The 23,443-nt window shown below is 68.1% G+C and carries 20 protein-coding genes; 10 read left to right on the top strand and 10 right to left on the bottom strand.

Annotated elements, in window-relative coordinates:
* Positions 1-36: 36 nt before the first annotated feature.
* Complete coding sequence (locus tag ACFQ91_RS04345) at positions 37-1,617, top strand: acyl-CoA carboxylase subunit beta (protein ID WP_198498366.1); 1,581 nt, start codon at positions 37-39, stop codon at positions 1,615-1,617.
* Positions 1,614-1,955 carry a hypothetical protein gene (locus ACFQ91_RS04340; protein ID WP_232623547.1) on the top strand — a complete coding sequence of 114 codons (342 nt, stop codon included), beginning with the start codon at positions 1,614-1,616 and terminating at the stop codon, positions 1,953-1,955. Before ACFQ91_RS04345 ends, ACFQ91_RS04340 begins: the two co-directional genes overlap by 4 nt.
* A gap of 121 nt (positions 1,956-2,076) precedes the next feature.
* Here the strand turns inward: ACFQ91_RS04340 and ACFQ91_RS04335 are convergent, their stop codons facing one another.
* The 3 genes from ACFQ91_RS04335 to ACFQ91_RS04325 all read right to left on the bottom strand — a co-directional run bounded on the left by ACFQ91_RS04335 (position 2,077) and on the right by ACFQ91_RS04325 (position 5,059).
* Positions 2,077-2,853: a TetR/AcrR family transcriptional regulator gene (locus tag ACFQ91_RS04335; RefSeq protein ID WP_232623546.1), complete on the bottom strand. Its 777-nt coding sequence runs from the start codon at positions 2,851-2,853 to the stop codon at positions 2,077-2,079.
* A gap of 151 nt (positions 2,854-3,004) precedes the next feature.
* Complete coding sequence (locus tag ACFQ91_RS04330) at positions 3,005-3,802, bottom strand: carbon-nitrogen hydrolase family protein (RefSeq protein ID WP_198498365.1); 798 nt, start codon at positions 3,800-3,802, stop codon at positions 3,005-3,007.
* A 60-nt stretch (positions 3,803-3,862) separates the two neighbouring features.
* Positions 3,863-5,059: an MFS transporter gene (locus ACFQ91_RS04325; RefSeq protein WP_198498364.1), complete on the bottom strand. Its 1,197-nt coding sequence runs from the start codon at positions 5,057-5,059 to the stop codon at positions 3,863-3,865.
* Between the two features lie 161 nt (positions 5,060-5,220).
* On the opposite strand from ACFQ91_RS04325, the gene ACFQ91_RS04320 reads away from it, so the two are divergent.
* Complete coding sequence (locus tag ACFQ91_RS04320; protein ID WP_198498363.1) at positions 5,221-6,900, top strand: DUF885 domain-containing protein; 1,680 nt, start codon at positions 5,221-5,223, stop codon at positions 6,898-6,900.
* A gap of 93 nt (positions 6,901-6,993) precedes the next feature.
* On the top strand, positions 6,994-7,689 hold the full coding sequence (locus ACFQ91_RS04315) for a GntR family transcriptional regulator (RefSeq protein ID WP_198498362.1): 696 nt from the start codon (positions 6,994-6,996) through the stop codon (positions 7,687-7,689).
* 7 nt (positions 7,690-7,696) lie between these two features.
* On the opposite strand, the gene ACFQ91_RS04310 is transcribed toward ACFQ91_RS04315, so the two are convergent.
* Both ACFQ91_RS04310 and ACFQ91_RS04305 read right to left on the bottom strand, forming a co-directional pair.
* A complete protein-coding gene (locus tag ACFQ91_RS04310; RefSeq protein ID WP_198498361.1) occupies positions 7,697-8,485 on the bottom strand; it encodes an aspartate/glutamate racemase family protein in 789 nt (262 codons plus the stop codon).
* 67 nt (positions 8,486-8,552) lie between these two features.
* The gene (locus tag ACFQ91_RS04305; protein WP_232623899.1) at positions 8,553-10,040 is read right to left on the bottom strand and encodes an NCS1 family nucleobase:cation symporter-1; all 1,488 of its coding nucleotides are present in this window, start codon (positions 10,038-10,040) and stop codon (positions 8,553-8,555) included.
* 368 nt (positions 10,041-10,408) lie between these two features.
* Here ACFQ91_RS04305 and ACFQ91_RS04300 point away from each other — a divergent pair, with 368 nt between their 5' ends.
* The 4 genes from ACFQ91_RS04300 to ACFQ91_RS04285 all read left to right on the top strand — a co-directional run bounded on the left by ACFQ91_RS04300 (position 10,409) and on the right by ACFQ91_RS04285 (position 13,909).
* On the top strand, positions 10,409-11,461 hold the full coding sequence (locus tag ACFQ91_RS04300; protein ID WP_232623545.1) for an Rv2578c family radical SAM protein: 1,053 nt from the start codon (positions 10,409-10,411) through the stop codon (positions 11,459-11,461).
* A gap of 191 nt (positions 11,462-11,652) precedes the next feature.
* The gene (locus tag ACFQ91_RS04295) at positions 11,653-12,375 is read left to right on the top strand and encodes a DsbA family oxidoreductase (protein WP_198498359.1); all 723 of its coding nucleotides are present in this window, start codon (positions 11,653-11,655) and stop codon (positions 12,373-12,375) included.
* A 49-nt stretch (positions 12,376-12,424) separates the two neighbouring features.
* Positions 12,425-13,003: an NADPH-dependent FMN reductase gene (locus ACFQ91_RS04290; RefSeq protein ID WP_198498358.1), complete on the top strand. Its 579-nt coding sequence runs from the start codon at positions 12,425-12,427 to the stop codon at positions 13,001-13,003.
* A 168-nt stretch (positions 13,004-13,171) separates the two neighbouring features.
* Positions 13,172-13,909, top strand: coding sequence for an MgtC/SapB family protein (locus ACFQ91_RS04285; RefSeq protein ID WP_198498357.1), 738 nt, complete (start codon positions 13,172-13,174; stop codon positions 13,907-13,909).
* A 43-nt stretch (positions 13,910-13,952) separates the two neighbouring features.
* Here ACFQ91_RS04285 and ACFQ91_RS04280 read toward each other — a convergent pair whose 3' ends face one another.
* The 4 genes from ACFQ91_RS04280 to ACFQ91_RS04265 form a co-directional block, all read right to left on the bottom strand.
* Positions 13,953-15,143: a M20 family metallopeptidase gene (locus ACFQ91_RS04280; RefSeq protein WP_198498356.1), complete on the bottom strand. Its 1,191-nt coding sequence runs from the start codon at positions 15,141-15,143 to the stop codon at positions 13,953-13,955.
* Positions 15,144-15,255: 112 nt separating this feature from the next.
* Positions 15,256-16,656 (bottom strand): amidohydrolase family protein, encoded by a 1,401-nt coding sequence (locus tag ACFQ91_RS04275; RefSeq protein ID WP_198498355.1) that lies wholly within the window; start codon positions 16,654-16,656, stop codon positions 15,256-15,258.
* Positions 16,657-16,768: 112 nt separating this feature from the next.
* Positions 16,769-17,365: a TetR/AcrR family transcriptional regulator gene (locus tag ACFQ91_RS04270; protein WP_198498354.1), complete on the bottom strand. Its 597-nt coding sequence runs from the start codon at positions 17,363-17,365 to the stop codon at positions 16,769-16,771.
* 76 nt (positions 17,366-17,441) lie between these two features.
* A complete protein-coding gene (locus ACFQ91_RS04265) occupies positions 17,442-18,011 on the bottom strand; it encodes a TetR/AcrR family transcriptional regulator (RefSeq protein WP_198498353.1) in 570 nt (189 codons plus the stop codon).
* 123 nt (positions 18,012-18,134) lie between these two features.
* On the opposite strand from ACFQ91_RS04265, the gene ACFQ91_RS04260 reads away from it, so the two are divergent.
* Both ACFQ91_RS04260 and ACFQ91_RS04255 read left to right on the top strand, forming a co-directional pair.
* Complete coding sequence (locus ACFQ91_RS04260; RefSeq protein WP_232623544.1) at positions 18,135-19,457, top strand: ABC transporter permease; 1,323 nt, start codon at positions 18,135-18,137, stop codon at positions 19,455-19,457.
* A gap of 473 nt (positions 19,458-19,930) precedes the next feature.
* Positions 19,931-20,632, top strand: a complete 702-nt coding sequence (locus ACFQ91_RS04255) for a hydrolase (RefSeq protein WP_198498352.1) — start codon at positions 19,931-19,933, stop codon at positions 20,630-20,632.
* Positions 20,633-20,658: 26 nt separating this feature from the next.
* On the opposite strand, the gene ACFQ91_RS04250 is transcribed toward ACFQ91_RS04255, so the two are convergent.
* Entirely contained in the window at positions 20,659-22,911 is a 2,253-nt protein-coding gene (locus tag ACFQ91_RS04250; RefSeq protein ID WP_211977886.1) for an HNH endonuclease signature motif containing protein, read from the bottom strand.
* Positions 22,912-23,443 lie beyond the last annotated feature (532 nt).

Below are 23,443 nucleotides of genomic sequence, written 5' to 3'. Positions count from 1 at the left end.
CACAATGAACTCGGCTCCCCTCGATAGGGTGGGAGCATGACGGAAACTCCACGCACCACCGCCGATCGCATCGACGCCTTCCTGACGCGTCGCGAGGCGGCCCACACCGGCAACGAGAAGTCGGTGGAGAACCAGCACAAGCGCGGCAAGCAGACGGCCAGGGAACGCATCGACCAGCTCCTCGACGAGGGCTCGTTCCAGGAGATCGACGAATTCGCCCGGCACCACAACACCCAGTTCGGGATGGAGAAGAACCGTCCCGACGGCGACGGCGTGGTGTGCGGTCTGGGCACGATCGACGGGAAGACCGTGGCCGTGTTCGCGCACGACTTCACCGTGCTCGGCGGGTCACTCGCCGAGGCGAACGGCCGGAAGATCGTCAAGGTCCAGAAGCTCGCGCTCAAGCTCGGCTGCCCGATCATCGGCATCAACGACTCCGGCGGCGCCCGCATCCAGGAGGGCGTGGGATCGATCGCGCTGTTCGCCGAGATCTTCCGCCTCAACGTCGCCTCCTCGGGCGTCATCCCCCAGATCTCGCTCATCATGGGACCCTCGGCCGGCGGTGCGGTCTACTCCCCCGCCCTCACCGATGTCACGATCATGGTCGACAAGACCAGCCACATGTACATCACCGGTCCCGACGTCATCAAGACCGTCACCGGTGAGGAGGTCGGCCACGAGGAGCTCGGCGGCGGGCGGACGAACAACACCGTCTCCGGCAACGCCCACTACCTCGCCAGCGACGAGGAGGACGCCCTCAACTACGTCCGCGACCTCCTCTCCTTCCTCCCGCAGAACAACCTCGACCCGGCCGACGCCGACGTCTTCGAGTCCGACCTCGAGCTCACGCCTGAGGACGAGGCGCTCGACACCCTCATGCCGGACTCGCCCTCGCAGCCCTACGACATCCTCGACGTCGTCACCACCGTGCTCGACGACGGCGAATTCCTCCAGGTCTCCGAGCTCTTCGCCCCGAACGTCGTCACCGGCTTCGGCCGTGTCGAAGGGGTGAGCGTCGGCGTCATCGCCAACCAGCCCATGCAGCTGGCCGGCACCCTCGACATCGACGCCTCGGAGAAGGCGGCCCGGTTCGTCCGCCTCTGCGACGCGTTCAACCTGCCGATCCTCACCTTCGTCGACGTGCCGGGATTCCTCCCGGGCACCGACCAGGAGCTCGGCGGCATCATCCGCCGCGGGGCCAAGCTCATCTACGCCTACGGCGAGGCGACGGTTCCGCTCATCACGCTCATCACCCGCAAGGCCTACGGCGGCGCGTACTGCGTCATGGGGTCGAAGCAGCTCGGCGCCGACATCAACCTCGCGTGGCCGTCGGCGCAGATCGCGGTCATGGGCGCCCAGGGCGCGGCGAACATCGTCTACCGCCGCAGGCTCAAGGCCGCCGAGGAAGCTGGTGAGGACGTCGACGCACTCCGCGCCGACCTCATCCAGGACTACGAGGACGCCCTGCTCAACCCGTACCTCGCGGCCGAGGAGGGCTACATCGACGCCGTCATCAAGCCGAGCGAGACCCGCAACCGGATCGTCCGCGCACTGCGTGCCCTGAAGAACAAGCACGTCGACGCGCCGGCGCGCAAGCACGGTAACATCCCCCTATGAGCACGGATGCGCAGTCAGATCCCCGGAGCGCCGAGGCGGTCGGAGCCGACCCGGCGGCGACGGCCCAGGCGGGCGCGTCTGCGAGCGTGCCCTCGATCGAGGATCGCGCGCAGGTGCGCGCCGACGACGGCCAGCCGGTGAGCGACGAGATGGCCAGTGCCGCCGCGGTGGCCGCTGTCGTCGCGATCCGCCAGGTCGCCCTCGCCTATGCCGCTCACCAGGCCGAAGCCCTCGCCGAGGTGGAGACGAAGAAGCACGACCGCGCGGGCTTCAACGCTCCGCGCCGCAACGTCCGCAGGCGTCTCCCGCAGACGTGGACGCAGCCACTCGGCCGCTGAGCGCTGCCGCCTGGCGCTGAGCGCTGTCGTCTGACGCCACTGAGCACTCGCTGATAACCGCCCTCTGCGCCGCACGATTGTTCGGCGCGGAGGGCGTCACTGTTCTGCGCGGAGGGCGTCGTCAGCCGTCGTCGAAGATCGTGCGCAGTTCGTCGAAGAGGTCGTGGATGATCGGCGCCGGATCGCCCTCGACGCGACGCAGACGCACGAAGGTCGCCTTGATTGCCATCATCGCGAGCGCCGCGAGCACCTCGGCCTTCGGTGAGACCGGCGGTCCGTCGTCGACCGTGCACCGGCCGACGGCACCCGGATTCTGCCCACAGCCCGACCCCTCGGCGGCACCGACCCTGTCGAGCCGTCGCTGGATCATCTCGCGGAAGAGGCGTTCGTTCTCGCCCATCCGCGACATCTGCGCCTGCATGAGCGCCGGCTCCTGCTTGAGGATCTGATGGTACTGGTGGCGCTCCTCCCGGTGACTGAGCCGAGTGCGCACGATGCCGGCGAGCAGCCGCTCGAGGTCCTCGAGCAGCCGGCCCGTCGGTCCCCCGGCTTCGAACACGGCGATCGCCGGTTCGTCCTCGTCGTCGAAGACCGTGTCGGCCCGCCCGAGGAGAGCCTCCTCCTTGCTCGCGAAGTAGTTGAAGAAGGTCCGCCGGGAGACCCCGCAGCGCTCGCAGATGTCCTCGATCGTGATGGTCGAGAACCCCTTCTCCAAGGTCAGTTCGATCGCGGCACGACGCAGTGCGCGCTGGCGTTCGCGCTTCTTCCGCTCGCGCAGGCCCTCCTTCGGGGCAGCGCCTTCCTGCGGAGTAGCTCCCTCCCGCGGGGACATCCCCTCCTTCGGGGCGACGGAGTCCTCTCCGGAGTCGACGTGCGCAGGGCTGTCGGTGATCGCCATATCCTCATTCTCCCACTTCGCGCGGCACACCCTCAGGCACCCGGCTCACACGGACACCGGGGTCTCACGCAGGACCCGGGTCCCACACTGCCGACCGGGTCTCACGCCGGCGCTTGCACACGCACCCGGGTCCGCGGGTCCGCGGTGGGGTCTAGTACCCGAGCTTCGCATTCGCAAGGACGGGCAGCGCCTCGGCGGCCTCATCGGCGAGTCCGAGGTCGAGGTCGACGATCTCGAGGGCCTCCTGGCCGCCGAGGGCGACGATGACGTGCCCGAACGGATCGGACACGAGACTGTGCCCGACTCCCGTCGGTCCTTTCGGGGGCACGGCCACGCCGCTGACCTGCGGATCGGCCTGTCCGACGGCGACGACGAACATGTTCGAGTCGACCGCCCGCGCCCGGGCCAGCAGCTCCCACTGCTCGACCTTCCCCGGCCCCGCACCCCACGATGCGGAGACGATGGCCAGCCGCGCGCCTCGGCGGCTGAGTTCGGCGAAGAGCTTGGGGAAGCGGATGTCGTAGCAGATGGCGATGCCGACGTCCTCTCCGCTCAGGGCGACGAGCGCCGGGTCCTCGCCTGCCTCGACGGTGTCGGACTCCTTGAACCCGAACGCGTCGTAGAGGTGGATCTTCGCGTACTCGGTGCGCGTCCCGTCCGGGGCGTAGACGGCGAGGAGGTTGACGACCTTGCCGGCGGAGACTGCGAACTCCCCGACGACGATCGCCGTGTCGGTGTCGGCGGCGAGCAGGGTGAGCGCCTCGCGCCACCCCTCGGATTCGCGTTCGGCGATCTCCCGCAGACCCGACCCGAACGCCGACATCGTCGCCTCGGGGAAGATGACGACCTCGGCACCGGCGGCAGCGGCCCGACCCGTGTAGTCGCGCACCTTCTCGAGGTTGCCGGCGACATCGGTGGTCGTGTTGATCTGGGCGAGTCCGAGCTTCATCCTCATCCTCCGTGGGCAGTCGGTGACGTGCTCTCAGGCTACTCGGATCACCCGCCGAGGTCACCCGACGAATTCGCGTCCCGGCCGGCCACCGCGTCCGCGACCGTGGACGACGAGGTAGACGAGCATCGAGACGACGACGAGACCGGCGCACAGCAGGAACATCCCGCTGCCCCCGGTGATCGGCATGAGCGCGCCGAGGATGATCGGACCGATCCCCGAGCCCGCGTCGAGGAGGAGGAAGAACGAGGCCGTGGCCACCGGGACCCGGGACATCGGCACGGACTTCACGGTGATCGTCTGCGCGCTCGGCATGAGGGAGCCGAAGCCGAAGCCGATGAGGATGCCGGCGATGACGATGCCCGCCGTCGTCGGCCACAGCGCGAGGAGGACGTTGCCGAGGGCGTTGAGGATGAGCACGGGGTAGATGACGACGTTGTCGCCGTAGGCGTCCTGGATCCGCCCGATGAAGAGGCGGGCGACGAGGGAGGCCGCGGCGTAGGCGATGAAGAAGAGGGACGCGGCGCCGGGCACGCCGTTGTCGGCGGCGTAGCCGGCGAGGAAGACGAGGGCCGCAGCGAACGCGACACCGGCGATGAGCATGATGAGCCCGATGCGCAGTCCGTCCCGATCGACCATCGTGCGCGGATGGAGATGCCATTTCGTGTCCCGCTGGGCCTGAGTGAGCTCCTGCTTCGGCAGGTCGAGGAAGAAGCAGAGGACGAGGGAGATGGCCGACATGACCGCCGAGGCGATGAAGAGGACGGTGAAGTCGAATTCGGCGGGCAGGAGCACGCCGAGGTAGGGCCCGAGCGCCGTCGACAGGGTCGTCGCGGTGCCGAAGTAGCCGGTGCCCTCGCCGCGCCGCGAGGCCGGGATGACCGACTGGATGGCCGTCATGATCGCCGTGTTCCCCGCCCCGAAGGCGATGCCGTGAATGAGGCGGATGACGATGAGGAGGGTGAGGGTGTCGGCGGCGATGTAGGCGAGGGAGGCGAGGACGAAGACGGCCATCGAGATGACGAGCAGGGTGCGGCGGCCGATGAAGTCGAGGTACTTGCCGGTGAGGATGCGGGCGACGACGGCGCCGACGATGAAGCTCGAAGAGGCGAAGCCGGCTGCGGCCTGACCGGCGGAGAAGCGCGCGACCGCGTATCCGGCCATCGAGGTCATGAGCAGGTAGAAGACCATGGACATCGTGAGATTGAGGCCGATGCCCACGATGAAGTCCTTGGTCCACAGCTGTGCTCTTGCCACGTTCTCTTCTCTCGATTCACGGTTGTCCGGCGGTCGGGCTCAACCAGGGTATAGCTTCAGCGAATTCCCAGACGGCGCATTCCAGCCCGTGGCCGTGTGCCTCTCCTCATAGGCTGTCGGCCCGGTCACGGGGTGTGTCCGGCCTCATATATGGTGAGGTCATGACTGAGAAGAGAACCCCGTCGGCCGTTGACGCCGTCGCCGAAGAGTACGTCGATCGCTCCCTCGCCCTCTCCCCCTCGCTCGCCCTCTACCTGGGGATCGACGGGGCGAAAGGCTTCGACGACTTCTCCCCCGCCGGGCTCGCCGCCCACCACGAGCTCACCGTCGAGACGCTGGCCAAGCTCGACGAGGTCGAGGCGAGCGCCGACCTCGACGACATCGATCGGGTGACGATCGACGCGATGCGCGACCGCCTCGGCGTCGACCGGGACCTCTACGACGCCGGCTTCATACATGCCAGCCTCAATGTCATCGCCTCCCCCGTCCAGGACATGCGCGACATCTTCGACCTCATGCCCACGGCCACCGTCGCCGACTGGGAGACCGTCGACGAGACGCTCGCGGCGATTCCGGCCTCGGTGACCGGGTACGAGGAGTCGCTGGCTCTGGCCAAGGACCGCGGGCAGGTCGCCGCGCGCATCCAGATCGAGAAGGTCATCGACCAGGTGCAGGCGATCGCCGGGGACGAGTCCCCGTATCTCACCGTCATCGCCGGGGCCGACGACGTCGCCGAGGTGCCCCAGACCCTGCGCGATGATCTGGCCTCCCACGCCGAAGCGGCCCGCACCGCATTCGCCGGACTCGCCGATTTCCTCGCCTCCGAGCTCCTCCCGGTCGCCCCGGAGAACGAGGCGGCCGGCCGGGCCGCGTACGCCCTGCATTCGCGGGACTTCCTCGGCGCCGAGATCGACTTCGACGAGACGTATGCGTGGGGTCTGGCCGAACTCGAGCGCATCGACGCCGAGCAGCGGCGCGTCGCCGAGCAGATCATGCCCGGCGTCGACCTCTTCGACGTCATGAAGGCCCTCGACAAGGACCCCGAGCGGATGCTCGTCGGCAAGGAGGCCCTGCGCGAGTGGATGCAGGGAGTCGCCGACGAGGCGATCGCCGAACTCGGGAAGACCCACTTCGACATCCCCGAACCCGTGCGCACGATCGAGTGCATGATCGCGCCCTCGTCGACCGGCGGGATCTACTACACGGGCCCGACCGACGACTTCTCGCGGCCGGGACGGATGTGGTGGTCGGTGCCCGAGGGGGTCACCGAGTTCGCGACGTGGCAGGAGAAGACGACCGTCTACCACGAGGGAGTGCCCGGTCATCACCTCCAGGTGGGGCAGGCGACGTACGTCTCCGACACCCTCAACCGCTGGCGCCGGCTCATGTGCTGGGTCTCCGGGCACGGCGAGGGCTGGGCGCTCTACGCGGAGAAGCTCATGGCCGACCTCGGCTACCTCGACGACCCGGCCGACTACCTCGGGATGCTCGACTCGCAGCGTCTGCGGGCGGCCCGCGTCGTCCTCGACATCGGCTTCCACCTCGGTCTCGAGGCCCCCGAGAGCCTCGGCGGGGGCACGTGGGATCGGGAGAAGGCCTGGCAGTTCCTCACCGACAACGTCGCGATGGACCGCAGCTTCCTCGCGTTCGAACTCGACCGCTACCTCGGCTGGCCGGGGCAGGCGCCGAGCTACAAGATCGGCCAGCGCCTGTGGGAGCAGTTCCGCGACGAGGCGGCCGCCGAGGCGGGCGAGGACTTCGACCTCAAGGCCTTCCATTCGAAGGCGCTGGGTCTCGGATCCGTCGGTCTCGACACCCTCGGCCGGGCGATGCGGCGCTGAGGTCACGGCCCCGCCTGTCCGGCATCGGGTGCCCACCGTCCGCGCGACGGTGGGCACCCGTGTCCGTGCCCCGCGAAGTGAGAGAATGAGCGCGTGAAGAACAACGACACCCCCCGGTCGGAGACGCTGCGGGTCACCGAGGTGCTGCGCGGTGAGATCATCGACGGTCAGCGGGCGCCGGGCAGCCGCCTCGTCGAACGCAACCTCGCCTCCGAGCTCGGGGTGAGCCGGGTCCCGATCCGGGAGGCGCTCAAGCAGCTCGCGTCCGAAGGGCTCGTGACGCACCGGCCGAACACGTGGGCGACGGTGCGCGAGTTCTCTCCCAGCGATGTCGCCGACCTCGCCGAGGTGCGGCAGGCCTTCGATCTCCTCTCCTTCGAACTCGCCGCTCAGCGTCACACCCGCGAGGGGCTGGAGCGGCTCGAGGCGACGATGACGGCCGGTCGCCGCCAGGCCGAGGCCGGAGACGCCGTGGGGGCGCATCGGTCCGCCGCGGACTTCCACGCCATCGTCACCGAGCTCTCGGGCAACCGGCTCCTCGTCGAGGTCGGCGAGCTCCTCGATTCGCGGATGCGGTGGCAGCTGAGCCAGCATGACGAGCTCGACGTCGTCGCAGCTGAGCATGCCGAGCTCTTCGATGCCATCGCCCACCGCGACCTCGAACGGGTGCGCGCGCTGGCCGCCCACCATCTCGACACGAGCCGGCAGCAGCACGACAAGCACCGCGAACGTCTCGCGCACGAACCGCAGGAGATCTCCGACCCCGGCGGGGCCGCGGATTCGGACTGACCGGGCCTCAGGAGGCCCGGGTGACGGGGTCGTGCCGCGTCACGGTCTGCGGGTCCGACGGGGACGCTCCCGCTGCCGCGGCGAAGGGCCAGCCGTCGAGGCGCTTCGGGCGGGCCGGGGCGTACGTGCGCACCTTCGACGTCGTCAGCCCCAAGCCGACGAGCGCCTCGGCGAGCCTGACCGCGGCGGCCACGCCGTCGACGACGGGCACCGCGCAGCGGCCGACGATCGTCTCGGTGAGGTCGGCCATCCCGCCGCAGCCGAGGACGATGACCTCGGCACGATCGGTCTCGACGGCCTCGGCGGCCGCCTCGGCGATCGCGGCCACTGCCCGATCGGGATGGGCCTCGAGGTCGAGCACGGGCATCCCCGACGCCCGCACGGACGTGCAGTGCCGGTCGAGTCCGGCGAGCAGCAGGCGGTCCTCGATGAGGGGAACGGTGCGGTCGAGGGTGGTGACGACGGCGTACCGGCGCCCGAGCATCATCGCCAGCTGCGCCCCCGCCTCGGTGATGTCGACGACGGGGACGTCGAGGAGCTCCTGGAGGCCCTCACGTCCGTGCTCGCCGTACCCGGCCTGGATGACGGCGTCGTAGTCCCCGGCATAGCCGAGCACGGCATCCATGACGCCGAGCGCGGCGAGATGGCTCTCGACGTTGCCTTCGCAGGATTCGGCGCCGAAGGTCGGCGTGAGACCGATGATCTCGGTGCCCGCCGAGGCGGCCTCGCTGGCCGCCCGGGCGATGCCGGCGGTCATCGCCGCAGTGGTGTTGACGTTGACGACGAGGATTCTCATGGGCGAAGTCCTTCGCAGGATCGGAGGGGTGTCGGGGTGCGTGTCAGAGTGAGCGTCTGAGCGGGCCTCAGTGGGCGGTGGGCACGGCGATCTCCTCGCCGTCGACCTCGCGGAACGTGAAGTCCCGGCGGGCGATGACGAAGTAGATGACCGCGGCGATCCCTGCGCCGAGGAACCAGGAGAACTGCGAGACGCCGGAGAACGCGGGGACGAGGGCGAGGATGAGCGAGAGGATCGCGGCGGGGATGAACGCCCCGATCGCCCGCCAGTTGACGCCGTGGTGGTAGAAGTACTCGCCGTCGTGGGCCTCGGTGTAGAGCTGCGGGACGTTGACCTTCGTCTTCCGCACGAGCCAGTAGTCGACCATGATGACGCCGAACAGGGGCCCGAGCAGCGCGCCGAGGCCGCCGAGGAAGTAGACGATGACGACGGGTGAGTCGTAGAGGTTCCACGGGAGGATGACGAATCCGATGATCGCGGAGATGATCGCGGCCCGGCGGAAATTGAGATGGCGCGGGAAGAGGTTCGTCAGGGCGTAGGTCGGGGCGACGAAGTTCGCCATGAGGTTGACGGCGATCGTGAGCACGAGCAGGGAGAGCGAGGCGGCGGCGAGCAGGACCGGATTGCCGATGGCCTGGACGATGTCGGCGGGCGAGCTGATGACCGTGCCGTCGATCGAGTACTGGGCGCCGGCGAGCGAGATGACGACGAGGCCGAAGACGAGCATGTTGATGGGGATGCCCCAGAAGTTGCCGACGACGATCGAGCCCTTCTTCTTCGCCGACCGGGTGAAGTCGGAGAAGTTGAGGACGAAGGTGCCGTAGATCGCCACCCACAGAGCCCCTCCGCCGAGGATGTTCGTCCACATCTGCCACCCGGTGAGCGGGTCGTCGATCGACCACGCGATGCGGAAGTCGACGCGGACGAGCATCCAGATCGCCAGGGCGAGGAAGGTGACGAGGATGATCGGGCCGGCGATCGCCTCGTAGCGCCGGATCATCTCCATCCCGTAGCTGACGATGATGACCTGGACGATCCACAGCAGGGTGAAGGAGAACCAGCCGAGGCCGCTCAGTCCGAGGAACTCGACCTCAGTCCACGCCTGGAGGCCGGGGATGAGGGTGATGGGGAGGACGTTGAGGACGTTCGCGGCGAGGTAGGTCTGGATCCCGAACCAGGCGATCGCGACGATCCCCCGCACCGAGGCGGCCAGCTGGGCCCCGTGGATGCCGAAGGCGATGCGGCACATCACCGGATAGGGAACGCCGGTCTTGTGACCCATGAACCCTGAGAGGGTGAGGAGGACGAAGAGCAGGGCCGCACCGACGAGGAGGGCGACGAGGATCTGCCACGCGCCGAGGCCGAGGGCGAAGAGGCCGAGGGCGAACCCGTAGTTGCCGAGCGAGTGGACGTCGTTGGCCCAGAGCGAGAAGACGCTGTACGCCGTCCAGCTGCGGCCCTCCTTCCTGCTCGGCGCGAGATCGGCGTTGTAGAAGCGCGGGCTGATCCGGTGCGCGGCGAGCTGTTCCGGGCTCGGTCCGAGCCGGTGCGGCATGGTGCTCGACTGCGGGTCGGGCACGGACTGGTCGGACGTCACGGTGTGGGCCATGGGAGTTCTCGAATCAGACGGGCGCGGCGCTGGAATACCAAAGTCGTTCTTCCCGGCGTCGCGGCGGTGAGAGCTGACCTCGTGAGCGTAACCTGGGTCACAGTGATTCCGCAATGGGGTCATCGCCGTCAGTCCAGCAGTGACAACGCCTGGTGTGCGCGAGTCAGACTGCCGGACCTGGGATGATGCCGGCGGATCGGCGGCGCTCGGTAGTGGAATATTTGGCATACCATTTAATCGGATCACCGTCGGCGGTCACGGCCGGCGCACGGGCCGCCCTTGACTTCGACTCGAACACGTGTTCGAATGCCGGTGTGAGATGGAATGACACGGAACCGACAGCCGGGCTCTTCGGAGTCACCGGGCTCATCCGCACCGTGCGCGCCCCGGAGTTCGCGGGGATGACGTTCCACGAGGTCCTCGCGAAGTCCGCGCTCAACCGTGTCCCGCAATCGAGTGCGATGCCGTTCTCGTGGACGATCAACCCGTATCGGGGCTGCTCCCACGCGTGCGTCTACTGCTTCGCCCGGAGCACCCACCGGTATCTCGACCTCGACTCCGGCGGCGACTTCGACCGGCAGGTCATCGTCAAGGTCAACACTCCGGAGGTGCTCGCCGCGGAGGTCGCCAAGCCCCGCTGGTCACGCGACCTCGTCGCCCTCGGGACGAACACCGACCCCTATCAGCGAGCCGAGGGCCGCTACCGCCTCATGCCCGGGATCATCACCGCCCTCGCCGAACACGGCACACCGCTGTCGATCCTCACGAAGGGCACCCTGCTGCGTCGCGACCTCCCGCTGCTCGCCGAGGCCGCCCGCGACGTGCCCGTCGAGATCAGCATGTCGATCGCCGTGTACGACGACGAGCTCCAGCAGGCGATCGAACCCGGGACGCCGACGACCGCGGCGCGGTTGGCGACGGTGCGCGCGGCTGCCGAACTGGGCTTCCGAGTCACCGTGTTCATCATGCCGGTGCTGCCCAAGCTCACCGATTCGCGCGAGCATCTCGAAACGGCGCTCGCGGCGATCAGGGACGCCGGTGCGAGCAGGGTCGTCTACGGCGCCCTTCACCTGCGCCCGGGCGCTCGCGAGTGGTTCTTCGCCTGGCTCGACCGCGAGCACCCCGAGCTTCTCCCCCGCTACCGGCGCATGTATGCGAACTCGGCGTATGCCTCGAAGGAGTACCGGACCTGGTTGGCGGCGCGGATCAATCCGCTCATCGACCGCTACGAGCTGCGCGGGACCAGCGACGACGACTATCCCGCGACGAAGCGGTGGACCCGGCGCGGCACCACCGGCGGCGGGCAATCGTCACCGAACGCCGCTGCCGAGTCCGCCCTGCTCGATCCCCAGGCGGCACTGTTCTGACAGCACTGTTCTGACGCCGCTGCTGTGACGGCACTGTTCTGACGGCGTCGCCTCCCCATCGTCCGCGACGGTCGGGTCCTCCAGGTCGAGACAAACACCTCGGCGGGTCGCGCCTCCGGGTCGAATGTGACGACGGTCGCACCCGGCCCCGCGGCGGGAATAACCTCCATGGGCAGGTAGTTGAAAAGTGTATGAAAATTGAGATCTGGTCGGACATCGCCTGTCCGTGGTGCTACATCGGCAAACGTCGCTTCGAAACCGCGCTCGAGGGTTTCCCGCACAAGGATGACGTGGAGGTCGAGTGGCGCAGCTTCCAGCTCGATCCCACCCTTCCCGCCCATGTCGAGGAGTCGGAAGCGAATTACCTCAGCCGGTCGAAGGGCATGCCCGCCGAACAGGTGCGGCAGATGTTCGCCCAGGTGAGCGAGCAGGCGGCGCGCGAGGGCCTCAACTACGACTTCGATTCCGTCGTCGTCGCGAACAGCTTCACCGCCCACCGCTTCCTCCACTTCGCCAAGAGCCACGGTGTCATGGCGGCCGCCGAGGAGGCGCTGATGTCCGGGCATTTCGAGTCCGGTCGTGACATCGGAAGCATCGACTACCTCGCCGAGGTGGGTGAGTCGCTCGGGCTCGATCCCGCCGAGACCCGTCGGGTCCTCGAATCCGACGCGTACACCGACGCTGTCGAGGCCGATGTCGCTCAGGCCCGGATGCTCGGCGCCAATGGGGTGCCGTTCTTCGTCATCGACCGCAAATACGGAATCTCCGGCGCGCAGAAGCCGCCGGTCTTCACCCAGGCGCTCGAGACCGCGTGGGACGAGAGCCGGAAGCTCACCGTGCTCACCGGCACCGGCACCGACGGCGCCGACGACTACCCCGAGGGTGCCGTCTGCGGCCCCGAGGGCTGCAACTGACACAGCTCCATCCCCATCACCTCCACAGACGTCGAAAGGACCACCACCCATGACTGAGACCCCGTCCACCCCGCTCATCCGCATCATCGTCGGCAGCGTCCGACCGGTGCGCGTCGGCGACCAGATCGCCTCCGCCGTCGCCGAGATCATCTCCGATGCCGCCGATGCGCGCACCGAGATCATCGACCTCGCCGATCTTGACCTGCCGCTGCTCGACGAGCCGCGGATGCCGGCGCTCGGCGACTACCAGAATGCGCACACGAAGGAATGGGCGCGGATCATCGACGAGTCCGACGCGGTCGTCTTCGTCACCCCGCAGTACAACGCCGGCTACCCGGCGTCGCTGAAGAACGCCATCGACTACCTCTTCGCCGAGTGGAAGGACAAGCCGTCGCTCATCATCAGCTACGGCGGCCACGGCGGTGGGATGTCCGGCGCGCAGCTGCGTGCCGTGCTCGAGTTCATCGGTCTCGACCTCGTCGGCGACAACGTCGAGATCACTCTGCCGCGCGACTCCTACGGCCCGGACTGGCGACTCACCGACGCCGAGGAGGTCGTCGCCGGCTACGCCGATGAGCTCCGCACCGCGGCGCGGGCGCTCGATCGCAGCCTCGTCCCCCAGTCCTGATCGCTCCGGGCTCCGGCCCGGCCAGCCTTCCTCTTCGAACTCCGCGGATGACATCATCCGCGGAGTTCTCCGTGTCCCGGCTGTCCCACTCGTCTTGTCCCGGCTGTCCCACCCGGCGATGACCGGAACCGTGCTCTCGACGGGGCAACCGGACTAAGGTGAGCGACTATGGGCTCATTCGGCGACATCTTCGGTTCGAACATCCTCCTCGAGGGCACCCTGCTGTTGGCGAGCTTCGTGCTCTGCTCGCTCATCGGCTTCGAACGGCAGTTCCGGCAGAAGAGCGCCGGCTATCGCACGCACGTCCTCGTCGGGATCGGCACGTGCGCGTTCACCCTCGTCTCCGCCTACGGGTTCGCCGGGGTCCTCGACAGCGACGTCCAGCTCGACCCTTCGCGGATCGCAGCCCAGATCGTCTCCGGCATCGGCTTCCTCGGCGCCGGAGTGATCTTCAAGGGCCGGAACATGGTGCGCGGGCTGACCACCGCAGCCTCGATCTGGGTGTGCGCCGCCGTCGGCATGGCGTGCGGGGCGGGAATGCTCGCCCTGGCCACGATGCTCACCGGCCTGCACCTGCTCACGCTCTTCGTCGTCGCCCCGCTCATCCGCAGGATCCCCGACCGCAACCGCGGCAAACTGCTGCGCATCGTCTACCGCGACGGCGGCGGGGTGCTGCGGGAGATCCTCGGGGTGGCGAGCACGATGGGCTTCTCGAACACGATCCTCGATTCCCAGCGCTTCGAGGCCGAAGACGGTGCGAAGATGGTGCGCATCGACGTGAAGTTCGAGGGCAAGCGCCCCCTCGACCACCTCGTTCCGCTGCTCATGGAGCTCGACGGGGTCGACAAGGTGGCCCTGCGCGAGGACCGCGTCCACTCCGTCGATGCCGACGGCGACACCGTCTGAGGCCGCAGCCTGACCCTTCAGCCTGCTTCCTCGGCCTGACCCCTCAGCCGCGCTGCGACCGCTTCCAGGCCAGGGTGGCCAGAGCGGCGGCCTGATCGGCGAGGTGTCGGTCGTCGAAGAGGACCTCTGGTGAGTGGTTGACCGCCGCGGTGTCGGGGTCGACGCCCTCGGGGGTGACGAAGAGGAAGACGAACGCGCCGGGAACCTCCTCGAGGACGTAGGAGAAGTCCTCGGAGCCCATGACGGGGTCGGGGGCGTTGACGACGCGGTCGGCGCCGAAGGTCTCGGTGAGCGTCTCAAGGGTGAACGCGGCCTCCGCGGCGTCGTTGACGGTCACGGGGTACTGCTCGTTCCACACCACCTCGGCGGTGCATCGGTGAGCTGCGGCGATCGAGTCGGCCAGGCGGGTCGCGAGCTCGGGGAACCGCTGCGTCGTCTCCGGGGACAGGGTGCGCACGGACATGCCCAGCGTCGCCGTCGACGGGATGATGTTGACGGCGCTGCCGGCGTCAAGGAGGGTCACCTCGGCGACGATGGGGTCGAAGACGCTGAAGGACCCGGTGATCATCGAGTACACCGCCTGCCCGAACTCGAGGAGGGGACGGACGGGATCGACCGCGTCCTGCGGTCGGGAGCTGTGGCCGCCCTTGCCGTGCATTGTCAGGTGGAAGGTGTTGGCGCCGGCCATGATCGAGCCGGGGCGGGTGACGAACGTGCCGGGGACGCCGGGGGCGACGTGGATCGCGTAGGCGGCGTCGGGCATCTGGCCGGCGAGGTCGAACATGCCCTCGTCGATCATGATCTTCGCTCCGCCCTGCCCCTCTTCGCCGGGCTGGAACATGAAGACGACGGTGCCGGCGAGCTCGTCCTGGTGCGCGGCGAGGAGTGTGGCGGCGCCGACGAGGCCGGAGACGTGGAGGTCGTGGCCGCACGCGTGCATGTTCCCGTTCGTCGAGGCGAAGTCGAGGCCGGTGGCCTCGACGACGGGCAGGGCGTCCATGTCGCCGCGCAGGAGGATCGTCGGACCGGGCCGGCCGCCGCGGAGCACGGCGACGACAGAGCTGAGCTCACGGCCCAGGGTGATCTCGAGCGGCAGGCCCTCGAGCGCGTCGAGGATGCGCTGCTGGGTGAAGGGCAGATCGAGTCCGAGTTCCGGATTCCGGTGGAGGTCCCGGCGGAGGGCGGTGAGTTCAGCGCCGATCGCGGCGGCCTCGGCGGTGAAGTCGATCGTCATGGTGGGGTGGTTCCTTTCGCGGTGGGTGCTCTGGTCGGTGATTGGTCGGGTCGGTGGTTGATCGGTGCTCGGGTCGGTGGGTGGTCGGGTCAAATGCTTCCGGTCGGGCGGATCAGCGTGCGAGCAGCGGCGGGACGGGGGCGTCGGTGAGGCGCGCATCGATGTCCTTGACGACGGTCCCGCCCTGCATGACGACCCTGATGCTGTCGGGATCGGCGAGCGGGGTGATGTCGGCGAGCGGATCGACATCGACGACGAGGAGGTCGGCGAGGCGGCCGGCTTCGATCGTGCCGACCTCGTCGTCGAGGCGCAGCAGCTGCGCTGCCGTCTGTGTTCCGGCGACGATCGCCTGCATCGGAGTGAGGCCGAGTTCGACGGCGTGGACGGGTTCGCGGAGGTTCTCACCGTGCGGGCAGACTCCGGCATCGGTGCCGAGTGCCACCTTCACTCCGGCGGCGAGTGCGGCGGCGACGCGTTCGCGGGCGATCGCCGACCAGCGCACCTTCTTCTCGTAGAGGTACGCGGGCACGACGGCGGGGTCGGGTACGCGCAGTGCGCTGCTGAGTGTAGGCACGAGGAATGTGCCGCTGGTGAGCATGAGGTCGATGCCCTCATCGTCGATGCCGTAGCCGTGTTCGACCGAGCGGACGCCCCCGCGGATCGCCGCCTTGATCCCGGCGGCGCCCTGGGCGTGGGCGGCAACGGGCTGACCTGCACGTTTGGCGGTCTCGGCGACGATGAGACGAACGTGTTCCTCAGGGACGCCGAGGTCGTCGGGAGTGTCGGAGGGACTCGAGACGCCGCCGGTCGTGCAGACCTTGATGACATCGGCACCGGAGCGGACGAGGAGTCGGACGGTGCGCCGCACCTCGTCGTCGGTGTCGATGATCGGGTCGACGGGCAGGTGCATAGGCACTTCGCGGCCGTTGGGCAGCGTGAAGTCGGTGTGACCGCCGGTCGGTGAGAGGGCGGAGATCGCCAGATGCAGGCGCGGGCCCTGGATGAGGCCGTACCCGATGGCGTCGCGGAACCCGCGGTCGATGCCGCCGAGGTCGCGTGCCGTGGTCACTCCTGCCATGAGGGTGCGGCGGGCGTTGAGGGCGGTGCGCAGGGTGCGCTCGGTGGCGAAGCGGTCGGCGTCGGCGGTCTGGTCTTCGATGGAGAGACCGAGATGGACGTGGCAGTCGATGAAACCGGGCAGAACGGTGGCCCCGCGCAGATCGATCGTGCGTGCGCCCGTGCGGGGACGATGGGCGCTGGGGCCGACGCTCGCCGAGGCGGTTCCCGGTTCTCCGGTCATCGGCTGCGGCTCAGGCTCGCCGGGCACAGCTCCCGACTCCCGCGGTCCGGACCGTTCACGGCGTGCCGGTCCCGCGTAGACGATGCGATCGCCGTCGATCTCGATCTCGGCGTCGAGGACGGGGTCCCGTCCGGTGCCGTCGATGAGTCGAGCCCCCGTGAGCAGCAGGTGCTCGGTGCCCGGAACGGTGGCGGGCAGGTGGGCCGCGGCCATGGTGATCCTTTCGGGTCGTATCGAGTGGTGGTCGTATCGCCGGGTGGCCAGCCGTGTGGCGGCCAGCCGTGTGGCGGTCAATCGCGCGGTGGTCTCGCCGGCACGGCCGGTCTCAGTGCTCCGCGCCGACGAGGGATCTCGCCAGGGTGCGGTATCTGTCCGTGAGCGCAGCGTCGTCCGGCAGTGGACTCTCGGTACGGAGTGTCATCGTGAAGAGGGTGAGTCCGGCGAGCGTGTCGAGGATGAGATCGTGGTCGAGCGCGGCGCTCATCTGTCCGCGATCGACGGCGCGGGCAAGGATCGCCCGGCCCCTGGCATGGCGCTCCTCCATGAAGTCGGCGGAGATGAGGGGGATGACGTCCATGTTGAACATCGCGAGCAGGAGGCCGTTTCCGTGCGTGCGGACGCCGAGCGAGCGGCGGAAGTTCTCGATGTTCTGCCACGCATGCGCGACGAGATCGTCGACGACGTCGCCGGTGTCGGGCATCTCGCCGAGTTCGAGGGTGTCGAGGATGGCGGCGGCGACGAGTTCGGGTTTGGTGGGCCAGCGGCGGTAGATCGCCGTCTTCCCGCAGCCGACGGTGGTGGCGATGCTCTCGATGCGCAGGTTCATGAAGCCGTGCTCCGCGACCTCGGCGCGCACAGCGGCGAGCACGCGGTCGGTGAGCTCGGGGTCGAGCGGTCGACCCTTCGGTGTGGCCTGCGTCATGGGCCGAGCCTTTCACGCAGGTCTCTCGTTCCGCAACACTGCGTATCGTTTGTCTCGGATCGTGGTGACCGCGGGATCAGCTCTCGAGCTCGGCGAGGAGCGCGGCCATCGACCCGGTGACGCGCGGTCGGACCGCCGGACCGAGCACGGCAGTCTGGACGATGCCGCCCTGGACCATCGCGAGTGCCGCCGGTGACGTCTCGCGTGCACGCGCCTGCGCCACCATTTCGTCGAGACCGGCAGTGCGGTGGAAATAGGCGGCGAGGTAGGTCTCGAAGCGGGCCTGCACCTCGGCGAAGATCTTCTCGGCGATCGCCGCGAACTCAGGCACGCGGGCGGCTTCGCCCCAGACTTGGAGGACGAGAGAGGGGAACGGGGTGTCGTCGAGAATCGCATCGAGCAGCCGCGGGAAGACGACGCTGGGCGGCGGCACCGCCTCGGTGTCATCGAGATCGCCGAGCACGGTGATGCGCTCCTCCATGATCCGCTGACCGGCGGCGACCATGAGTTCGGACTTCGAGGAGTAGTAGAGGTAGACGGCCCCCGCCGACAGGTCGGCCTCCTTGACGATGTCGGCCATCGACGCCGCCGCGAAGCCCTTGCGCGCGAAGCATGCGAGCGCGGCGTCCTGGATGCGCGTGCGCATCGCAGCCTTGTGTTCCTCTGTGACCTTCGGCACCGATCCCCCAAAAACGAATGTTCATTCTTGATTAATTGTAGACCACGGCGTAAAAATGAACGTGCATTCGTTTTCGAGGATTGGACGACCATGACCACGAGACTTCTCAGGACCTCTTCCGACTCCGGAAGCGGTGCTCCGGGGACCGACGGCGACGACGACCACCTCGGCGCCGACTCCGCGGACCAAGCCGCTGATCAGGGCGGGGATCGAGGCAGAGCCGCTGGTGCGAGCGGGGACCAGGCAGCGGATCCCGCCCCCGGCGCGATCGGCGATGAGCTGCCGAAGCACAGTGTCGGACGCGCGATCCTCGTCGCCCTGTTCGCGGCGGCGATCGTCAGCATCGTCCTTCTGGCATTCAGCTGGCCGACGGTGACGGCCGACCCGAAGGACCTGCCCATGGCCGCCGTCGGCGACAGCGCTCAGGTCGAGCAGATCACGAGCAGTGCACCGGAGGGAATGCTCGATCTCGAGCGCGTGAACACCCGCGCCGAGGCGGAGCAGATGATCCGGGAGCGCGAGGTCTACGGGGCATTCGTCCTCGGTGGCGAGGACCCGGAAATCCTCGTCTCCTCGGCGGCGTCGCCGGCGGTGGCTCAACAGCTGAGAGGCCTCGCCGCGCAGATGCAGCAGTCCATCGACTCCCAGGCGATCTCGGGGATGCAGGACGGCATGGAGCAGATGCAGGAGGCACTCGAGGCGGCTGCTCGGGCGGCCGAGAACCCGCAGGCGCCGGGTCAGGCTCCCAGCGTCGCCGGTGGAGGAGAGGGTGCGGGCACGCTGCCGGATGCCTCGGCGATGGACGTCCCGCAGGTCACGGTCACCGATGTCGTGCCGCTCTCCGACGACGATGCGACAGGGGCCGGGCTGGCGATCGCGGGACTGCCGCTGTCGATCGGCGGCATCGTCGGTGGTGTTCTCACCAGCACTCTTGTGCATTCGCGGCGGATGAGAGCCGTCGCGGTCGTCGCCTATGGGGCCTTCGGTGGAATTGCGCTCTCCCTCATCCTCCAGACGTGGTTCGGCATCCTGCAGGGAGAGTTCTGGCTGAATGCGCTCGCAGCCGGGCTGGCGGTGGCGTCGACGGCGGCGATCATCAACGGCTTCGTGTCGCTCATGGGTCCGGGCGGCATCGCGATCGGTGCCGTGCTCACGATGTTCATCGGCAATCCGATCTCCTCGCTCACTCAACCGAAGGAGTTCCTCGCCGGGGCCTGGGGCGACATCGGCCAGTTCTTCGTGCCGGGCGCGGCGGGCACACTGCTCCGCGACATCTCGTACTTCCCCGATGCGCCGATGGCGATGTCGTGGTGGGTGCTCGTCGCGTGGTTCGTCCTCGGCATCGCCCTCATCCTCATCGGCCACCTGCGTGCGCATGCGAAGCTCGTCGCCGCGCAAGCCGGGAAGGGCTGAGCCCTCGCGGCTTGAGGGACAGACATTCGCCTGCCCGGATGCGGTGACCCACCGCATCGGGGCCGGCACTCCACTTCCGGGGATGACTCACCGCGACCGGGCAGGCTGGGGGTAGGAGGTTCGGGCACTGACGGCATAGGCTCGAATGAATGACGAAGTCGTCGGCATGCGAACCTCGCTGCAGGGTCGGCACCGACACCGGAACCGGCTCCGCAGCGAACTGGTGCCACAGCGAACCGCGACTTCAGACACTCAGCGAGGAGGGTGAGACAGTGACCGATCCCGCGTCGGAGAACGCACGCGATCCACGCGACGAGGCAACAGAACGAGACTCACCCGCGCCCGGCGGACCCAGTGACCCCGGCGTGATGATCTGCCGCAACTGCGGAGTGGAGACCAGTCCTCCTCCCTCGGCGGTGTGCCCGATCTGTGCCGATGAACGCCAGTGGGTGCCGCGCTCGGGCCAGGAGTGGGTGAGCCGAGATGACCTCGAGGCCGAGGGCCACCGTGTCGTCATCGACGAGCGCGAACCTGGGCTTCATGCTCTGCGCGTCGAACCGAGGCTCGGCATCGGGCAGACGTGCTATCTCGCCCAGACGTCGGAGGGCAACCTTCTCTTCGACGTGCCGCCATACATCGACGCCGAAGCAGTGGCGGCCGTGGCCGCGTTCGGTGGAGTCGCAGCGATCGTCCCGAGTCATCCGCACATGTTCGGCATGCAGCTCGCGTGGAGCGCCGCGTTCGATGATGCCTCGGTGCACGTCTGCGCTCGAGATCGCGAATGGCTGCAGAGACAAGGTCCCGCCATCGAGTTCTTCGACGACGGCACCGAGCCGCTCCCCCAGGTCTCGGTGCACCGAGTCGGCGGTCATTTCCCCGGCAGTGTGCTTGCCCTGTGGGAAGGAGGAGACGGTAGCGGCGTCATGCTCGCTGGCGATTCGATCGGGCCGGTCGTGCGCGACGGGTGGGTGACGTTCATGCGCAGCTTCCCCAACTACCTGCCGCTCTCCGCTGCGGTCGTGCAGCGCATCGCCGCCTCGGTGTCGGATCTCGATTTCGACCGCATGTACGGCAACTTCGGTCAGACGATCACCGGAGGAGCCCACGCGGCAGTGCAGTCTTCGGCCGACCGTTATGCCCGGTGGGTCTCCGGCGAGTACGACGATCTCACCTGACTTCGCAGAGGACGACGTCACGACTGTCAGAACGGCGGAGGATCATCGCGGTTGTCCTGATGCCATGTGATCGGCACGCTCCAGAACTGGTCGAGCGGCTCCACCCAGGTATCACCGGCGTCTTCTCGACGCCGCCGGGCATCGCTCACCGACAGTCGGCGGCCGGGCATCAGTCTCTTCATCGTCACCGGGTCGGATCCTCGCGGCAGGCACGGCGGGAACACCTCGTTGCGCCAGTTGAGCAGCTGGGCAAGCCTCTTCCGACGGGCGAAATCACGAGCGCGTTCGTAGTTCTCCTGGATCCTGCGCTTGCGTTCGGTCTCCTCGGCGGATTTCCGCATCGCTTCGCGGCGCTGTCTGACCAGCTGTTCGTTCGGTTCGAGCTCGATGATGTACTTCGGCGGTGGGACCGGATGCTTCGGCTTCCACACCACGTGGGGTCTCATCCCACTGAGCGCAGCGAGCTCCATCGCCTGGGCCACCTCGATCGGCTGGTCAGGAGCACGTGAGGTCGCCGTCACTCCGTGTCGGAACTCGTACTCGACACAGCCCGGTTCCGTCATCCGCACCCGCAGCAGGCATGCGGTCTTGAGGGCATGGTGCTTCCTGCACAGCGGATGGAGATTGCCGAACCGAGTGAGACCGCCTTTGAGCGGATCGAGCTTGAAGAACGGAACGATATGGTCGATCTCGGCCTTGACGGCAGCGCGAGCGCACCCGGGGACGCTGCAGCACTCCCACTGGGCGATGAGTGTCTTGCGCACATCATTGGGAATTCGGTACGTCGTGGCCTTGGCATCGATCGGGGTGCCCGTCGCCGGGTCGGTGAGGATCCTCGTCACGGTGGAGCAGTGTCCGGCGATGCGCCGCGCGGTTTCGGCGGGGATCGGTGAACCGTCGGGCAGCGTGCCCGGCAGGTTCGATTCGCCGAGGAGGGACATCACGGGAACGGTGGTGACCATCGTCGCCTGAAGCGCGATCCACCACGAGTGCATCGGCATCTCCGCGGCGATCCAGCTCTCAACGGTCTGCGTCTCATCGCCACCGGCCCTGCCGAACGCGCTTCCCCGATCGGCCGCATCGGCCGCCTCGGTGCCGTGCCCGGGAAGGGGCAGTCCCTCCACGCCTGCACTGTTCGCCGAGAAGCTGTTCGTCGCGGTGCCGTCCGCTGGGGCCCTGACCGCTGAGGCGTCGCTCACCGAGGTGGCGTTCTTCATGATGATGGTGCCGTCGGGTCCGAGGTCGAAGAGCAGGTTTCCGTCGTTGTCGAGCAGCGGTTCCTCCTCGACCGACTGGACCCCGGTCACGGGGTCGATGCGGCGCACCTTGATGCTCAGCTTCGGCTGCGGTCGGGTGACGATGTCGTACATGAGGTTGTCGAAGGCGCGATCATCGATGATCTCGACTCCGGGAGGCAGGTCGAATGCCGCACCTCTGCGCGAGTGGATGGCGCGCGCCATCGCTTCGACTCGCAGGTAGCACGCATGGAGTTCCTCGGCCGGCCCTGTCAGGGACATGCAGGCCGAGCCGTTCTTGTACGTGTGCAGATCGACGCGGCGACGCTCCTTGGCTGTCTGCGATCGGTCGTCAGCCGGTTCGAGCACGGCGATGAACTTCCGCAGGGCCGTCCGGAGCCGGTCGCTCGTGACATCGGCCCGGCGCTCGGCGAGGTGTTCGTCGATCTCCGGGAGGTACCTGAGGGCCACTGTTCGGCAGAGGTCGCCGACGACCTGGACATGGGCGATCGTGAACTCGCCTGCACGGACGCGATCGGCGAAGCGCGGCAGCCCGTGGATGATCGTCATCGCCGTGCGCAGGTGCCGATAGGTGCGGGCGATCGACTGACCGAGGATGGTCGCGGTTTCGATGACGTCCTCGTCGGCAACGTTGTCCTGCACCCATTCGCAGACAGTGGTGTCGAGGCGGAAGCCCGGGAAATCGGGGGCTTCGGACGCGTCGTCTGATTCCGCGGTCTCGGCCGAGACGATTTCCGTCGACGGCGGAGCGAGAGCCGCTTCGCACCGCCGCCGCCACGCCAGCAGTGCAGGGTCGCGGAGAGCCACGGTCGTCGACGTGCGCGGCACCCTCACGAGCTCAGTCGATGCGGTCACGTCGTCATCGGCTGCCATCGCGTCGAATGCGGCGGCGAAGGGAGTCGAGGGCGCCGGTTTCCGTCGCGGCCCGAGAGATCCCTTCGCGGACGTGCCCTTCGCTGCGGTTCCCTGTGCCGCTGCGTCCTCGCCGGTCTCGTCGGTCGGCGTGGCGGGATCGGAATCCATAGCCGCCTCGTCAACTTCGTGCCGGAGCACGGATGCGGCGATCGTGGCAAAGCGATACGGTGCGTCGCCGTCGGGCAGGGGGACGTCGAGATGCCGGACGACGCGCTCCAACGTGATGCCTGCCGTGACGTCGAGCGTGCGGAGCTGGATCTGATCGGATTGTGCGGAGATCTCCGCGAGTTCGCTGATCCTCGACCCGAGTCGAATCGTCGGTCGAGCGGAATCAGAATCAACGGGAGAGAGGCCGTCGGTGCTGCACCGTTCACCGGGACCGCGCCCAGTGGTCGCAGCCGAATCGCGCGCGTCGCGCCACCGAGGACCGGCTTCTGCACCAGCTGCGTCGAACCGCGAGCCCGAGGCACGACCGGGCCGCCGTCCGTCTCCACCGGGGAGGTCTTTCACGCTGGCTCACCTGCCTCTGACAACAGCGTCGGGGAAGCGATCTGTGAATCATAGTGCGTCGTACGTCAATGATAAACTATTCGAACATAAAATGGAATAGCCCGATTGCAATTCATGAGAAAAAGATCAT

This window comes from Brevibacterium sp. NPDC056726 (genome assembly GCF_042790515.1).
GTDB classification, from domain to species: Bacteria; Actinomycetota; Actinomycetes; order Actinomycetales; family Brevibacteriaceae; genus Brevibacterium; species Brevibacterium sanguinis.
Note: the sequence above shows the minus strand (reverse complement) of the source record. Positions and strands in the feature narration are given on the sequence as shown.

Excerpts from the sequence above, each read along its gene's own strand:
- ACFQ91_RS04280 (WP_198498356.1), bottom strand. The coding sequence starts at position 15,143 with ATGACGATCGACTTCACCGCCGAGGCCGCCGCGATCGGCGCTGAACTC.
- ACFQ91_RS04250 (WP_211977886.1), bottom strand. The coding sequence starts at position 22,911 with ATGGATTCCGATCCCGCCACGCCGACCGACGAGACCGGCGAGGACGCA.
- ACFQ91_RS04260 (WP_232623544.1), top strand. The coding sequence starts at position 18,135 with ATGACCACGAGACTTCTCAGGACCTCTTCCGACTCCGGAAGCGGTGCT.
- ACFQ91_RS04285 (WP_198498357.1), top strand. The coding sequence starts at position 13,172 with ATGGGCTCATTCGGCGACATCTTCGGTTCGAACATCCTCCTCGAGGGC.
- ACFQ91_RS04345 (WP_198498366.1), top strand. The coding sequence starts at position 37 with ATGACGGAAACTCCACGCACCACCGCCGATCGCATCGACGCCTTCCTG.
- ACFQ91_RS04290 (WP_198498358.1), top strand. The coding sequence starts at position 12,425 with ATGACTGAGACCCCGTCCACCCCGCTCATCCGCATCATCGTCGGCAGC.
- ACFQ91_RS04335 (WP_232623546.1), bottom strand. The coding sequence starts at position 2,853 with ATGGCGATCACCGACAGCCCTGCGCACGTCGACTCCGGAGAGGACTCC.
- ACFQ91_RS04340 (WP_232623547.1), top strand. The coding sequence starts at position 1,614 with ATGAGCACGGATGCGCAGTCAGATCCCCGGAGCGCCGAGGCGGTCGGA.
- ACFQ91_RS04295 (WP_198498359.1), top strand. The coding sequence starts at position 11,653 with ATGAAAATTGAGATCTGGTCGGACATCGCCTGTCCGTGGTGCTACATC.
- ACFQ91_RS04265 (WP_198498353.1), bottom strand. The coding sequence starts at position 18,011 with ATGCGCACGCGCATCCAGGACGCCGCGCTCGCATGCTTCGCGCGCAAG.
- ACFQ91_RS04310 (WP_198498361.1), bottom strand. The coding sequence starts at position 8,485 with ATGAGAATCCTCGTCGTCAACGTCAACACCACTGCGGCGATGACCGCC.
- ACFQ91_RS04330 (WP_198498365.1), bottom strand. The coding sequence starts at position 3,802 with ATGAAGCTCGGACTCGCCCAGATCAACACGACCACCGATGTCGCCGGC.
- ACFQ91_RS04320 (WP_198498363.1), top strand. The coding sequence starts at position 5,221 with ATGACTGAGAAGAGAACCCCGTCGGCCGTTGACGCCGTCGCCGAAGAG.
- ACFQ91_RS04275 (WP_198498355.1), bottom strand. The coding sequence starts at position 16,656 with ATGGCCGCGGCCCACCTGCCCGCCACCGTTCCGGGCACCGAGCACCTG.
- ACFQ91_RS04270 (WP_198498354.1), bottom strand. The coding sequence starts at position 17,365 with ATGACGCAGGCCACACCGAAGGGTCGACCGCTCGACCCCGAGCTCACC.
- ACFQ91_RS04305 (WP_232623899.1), bottom strand. The coding sequence starts at position 10,040 with ATGCCGCACCGGCTCGGACCGAGCCCGGAACAGCTCGCCGCGCACCGG.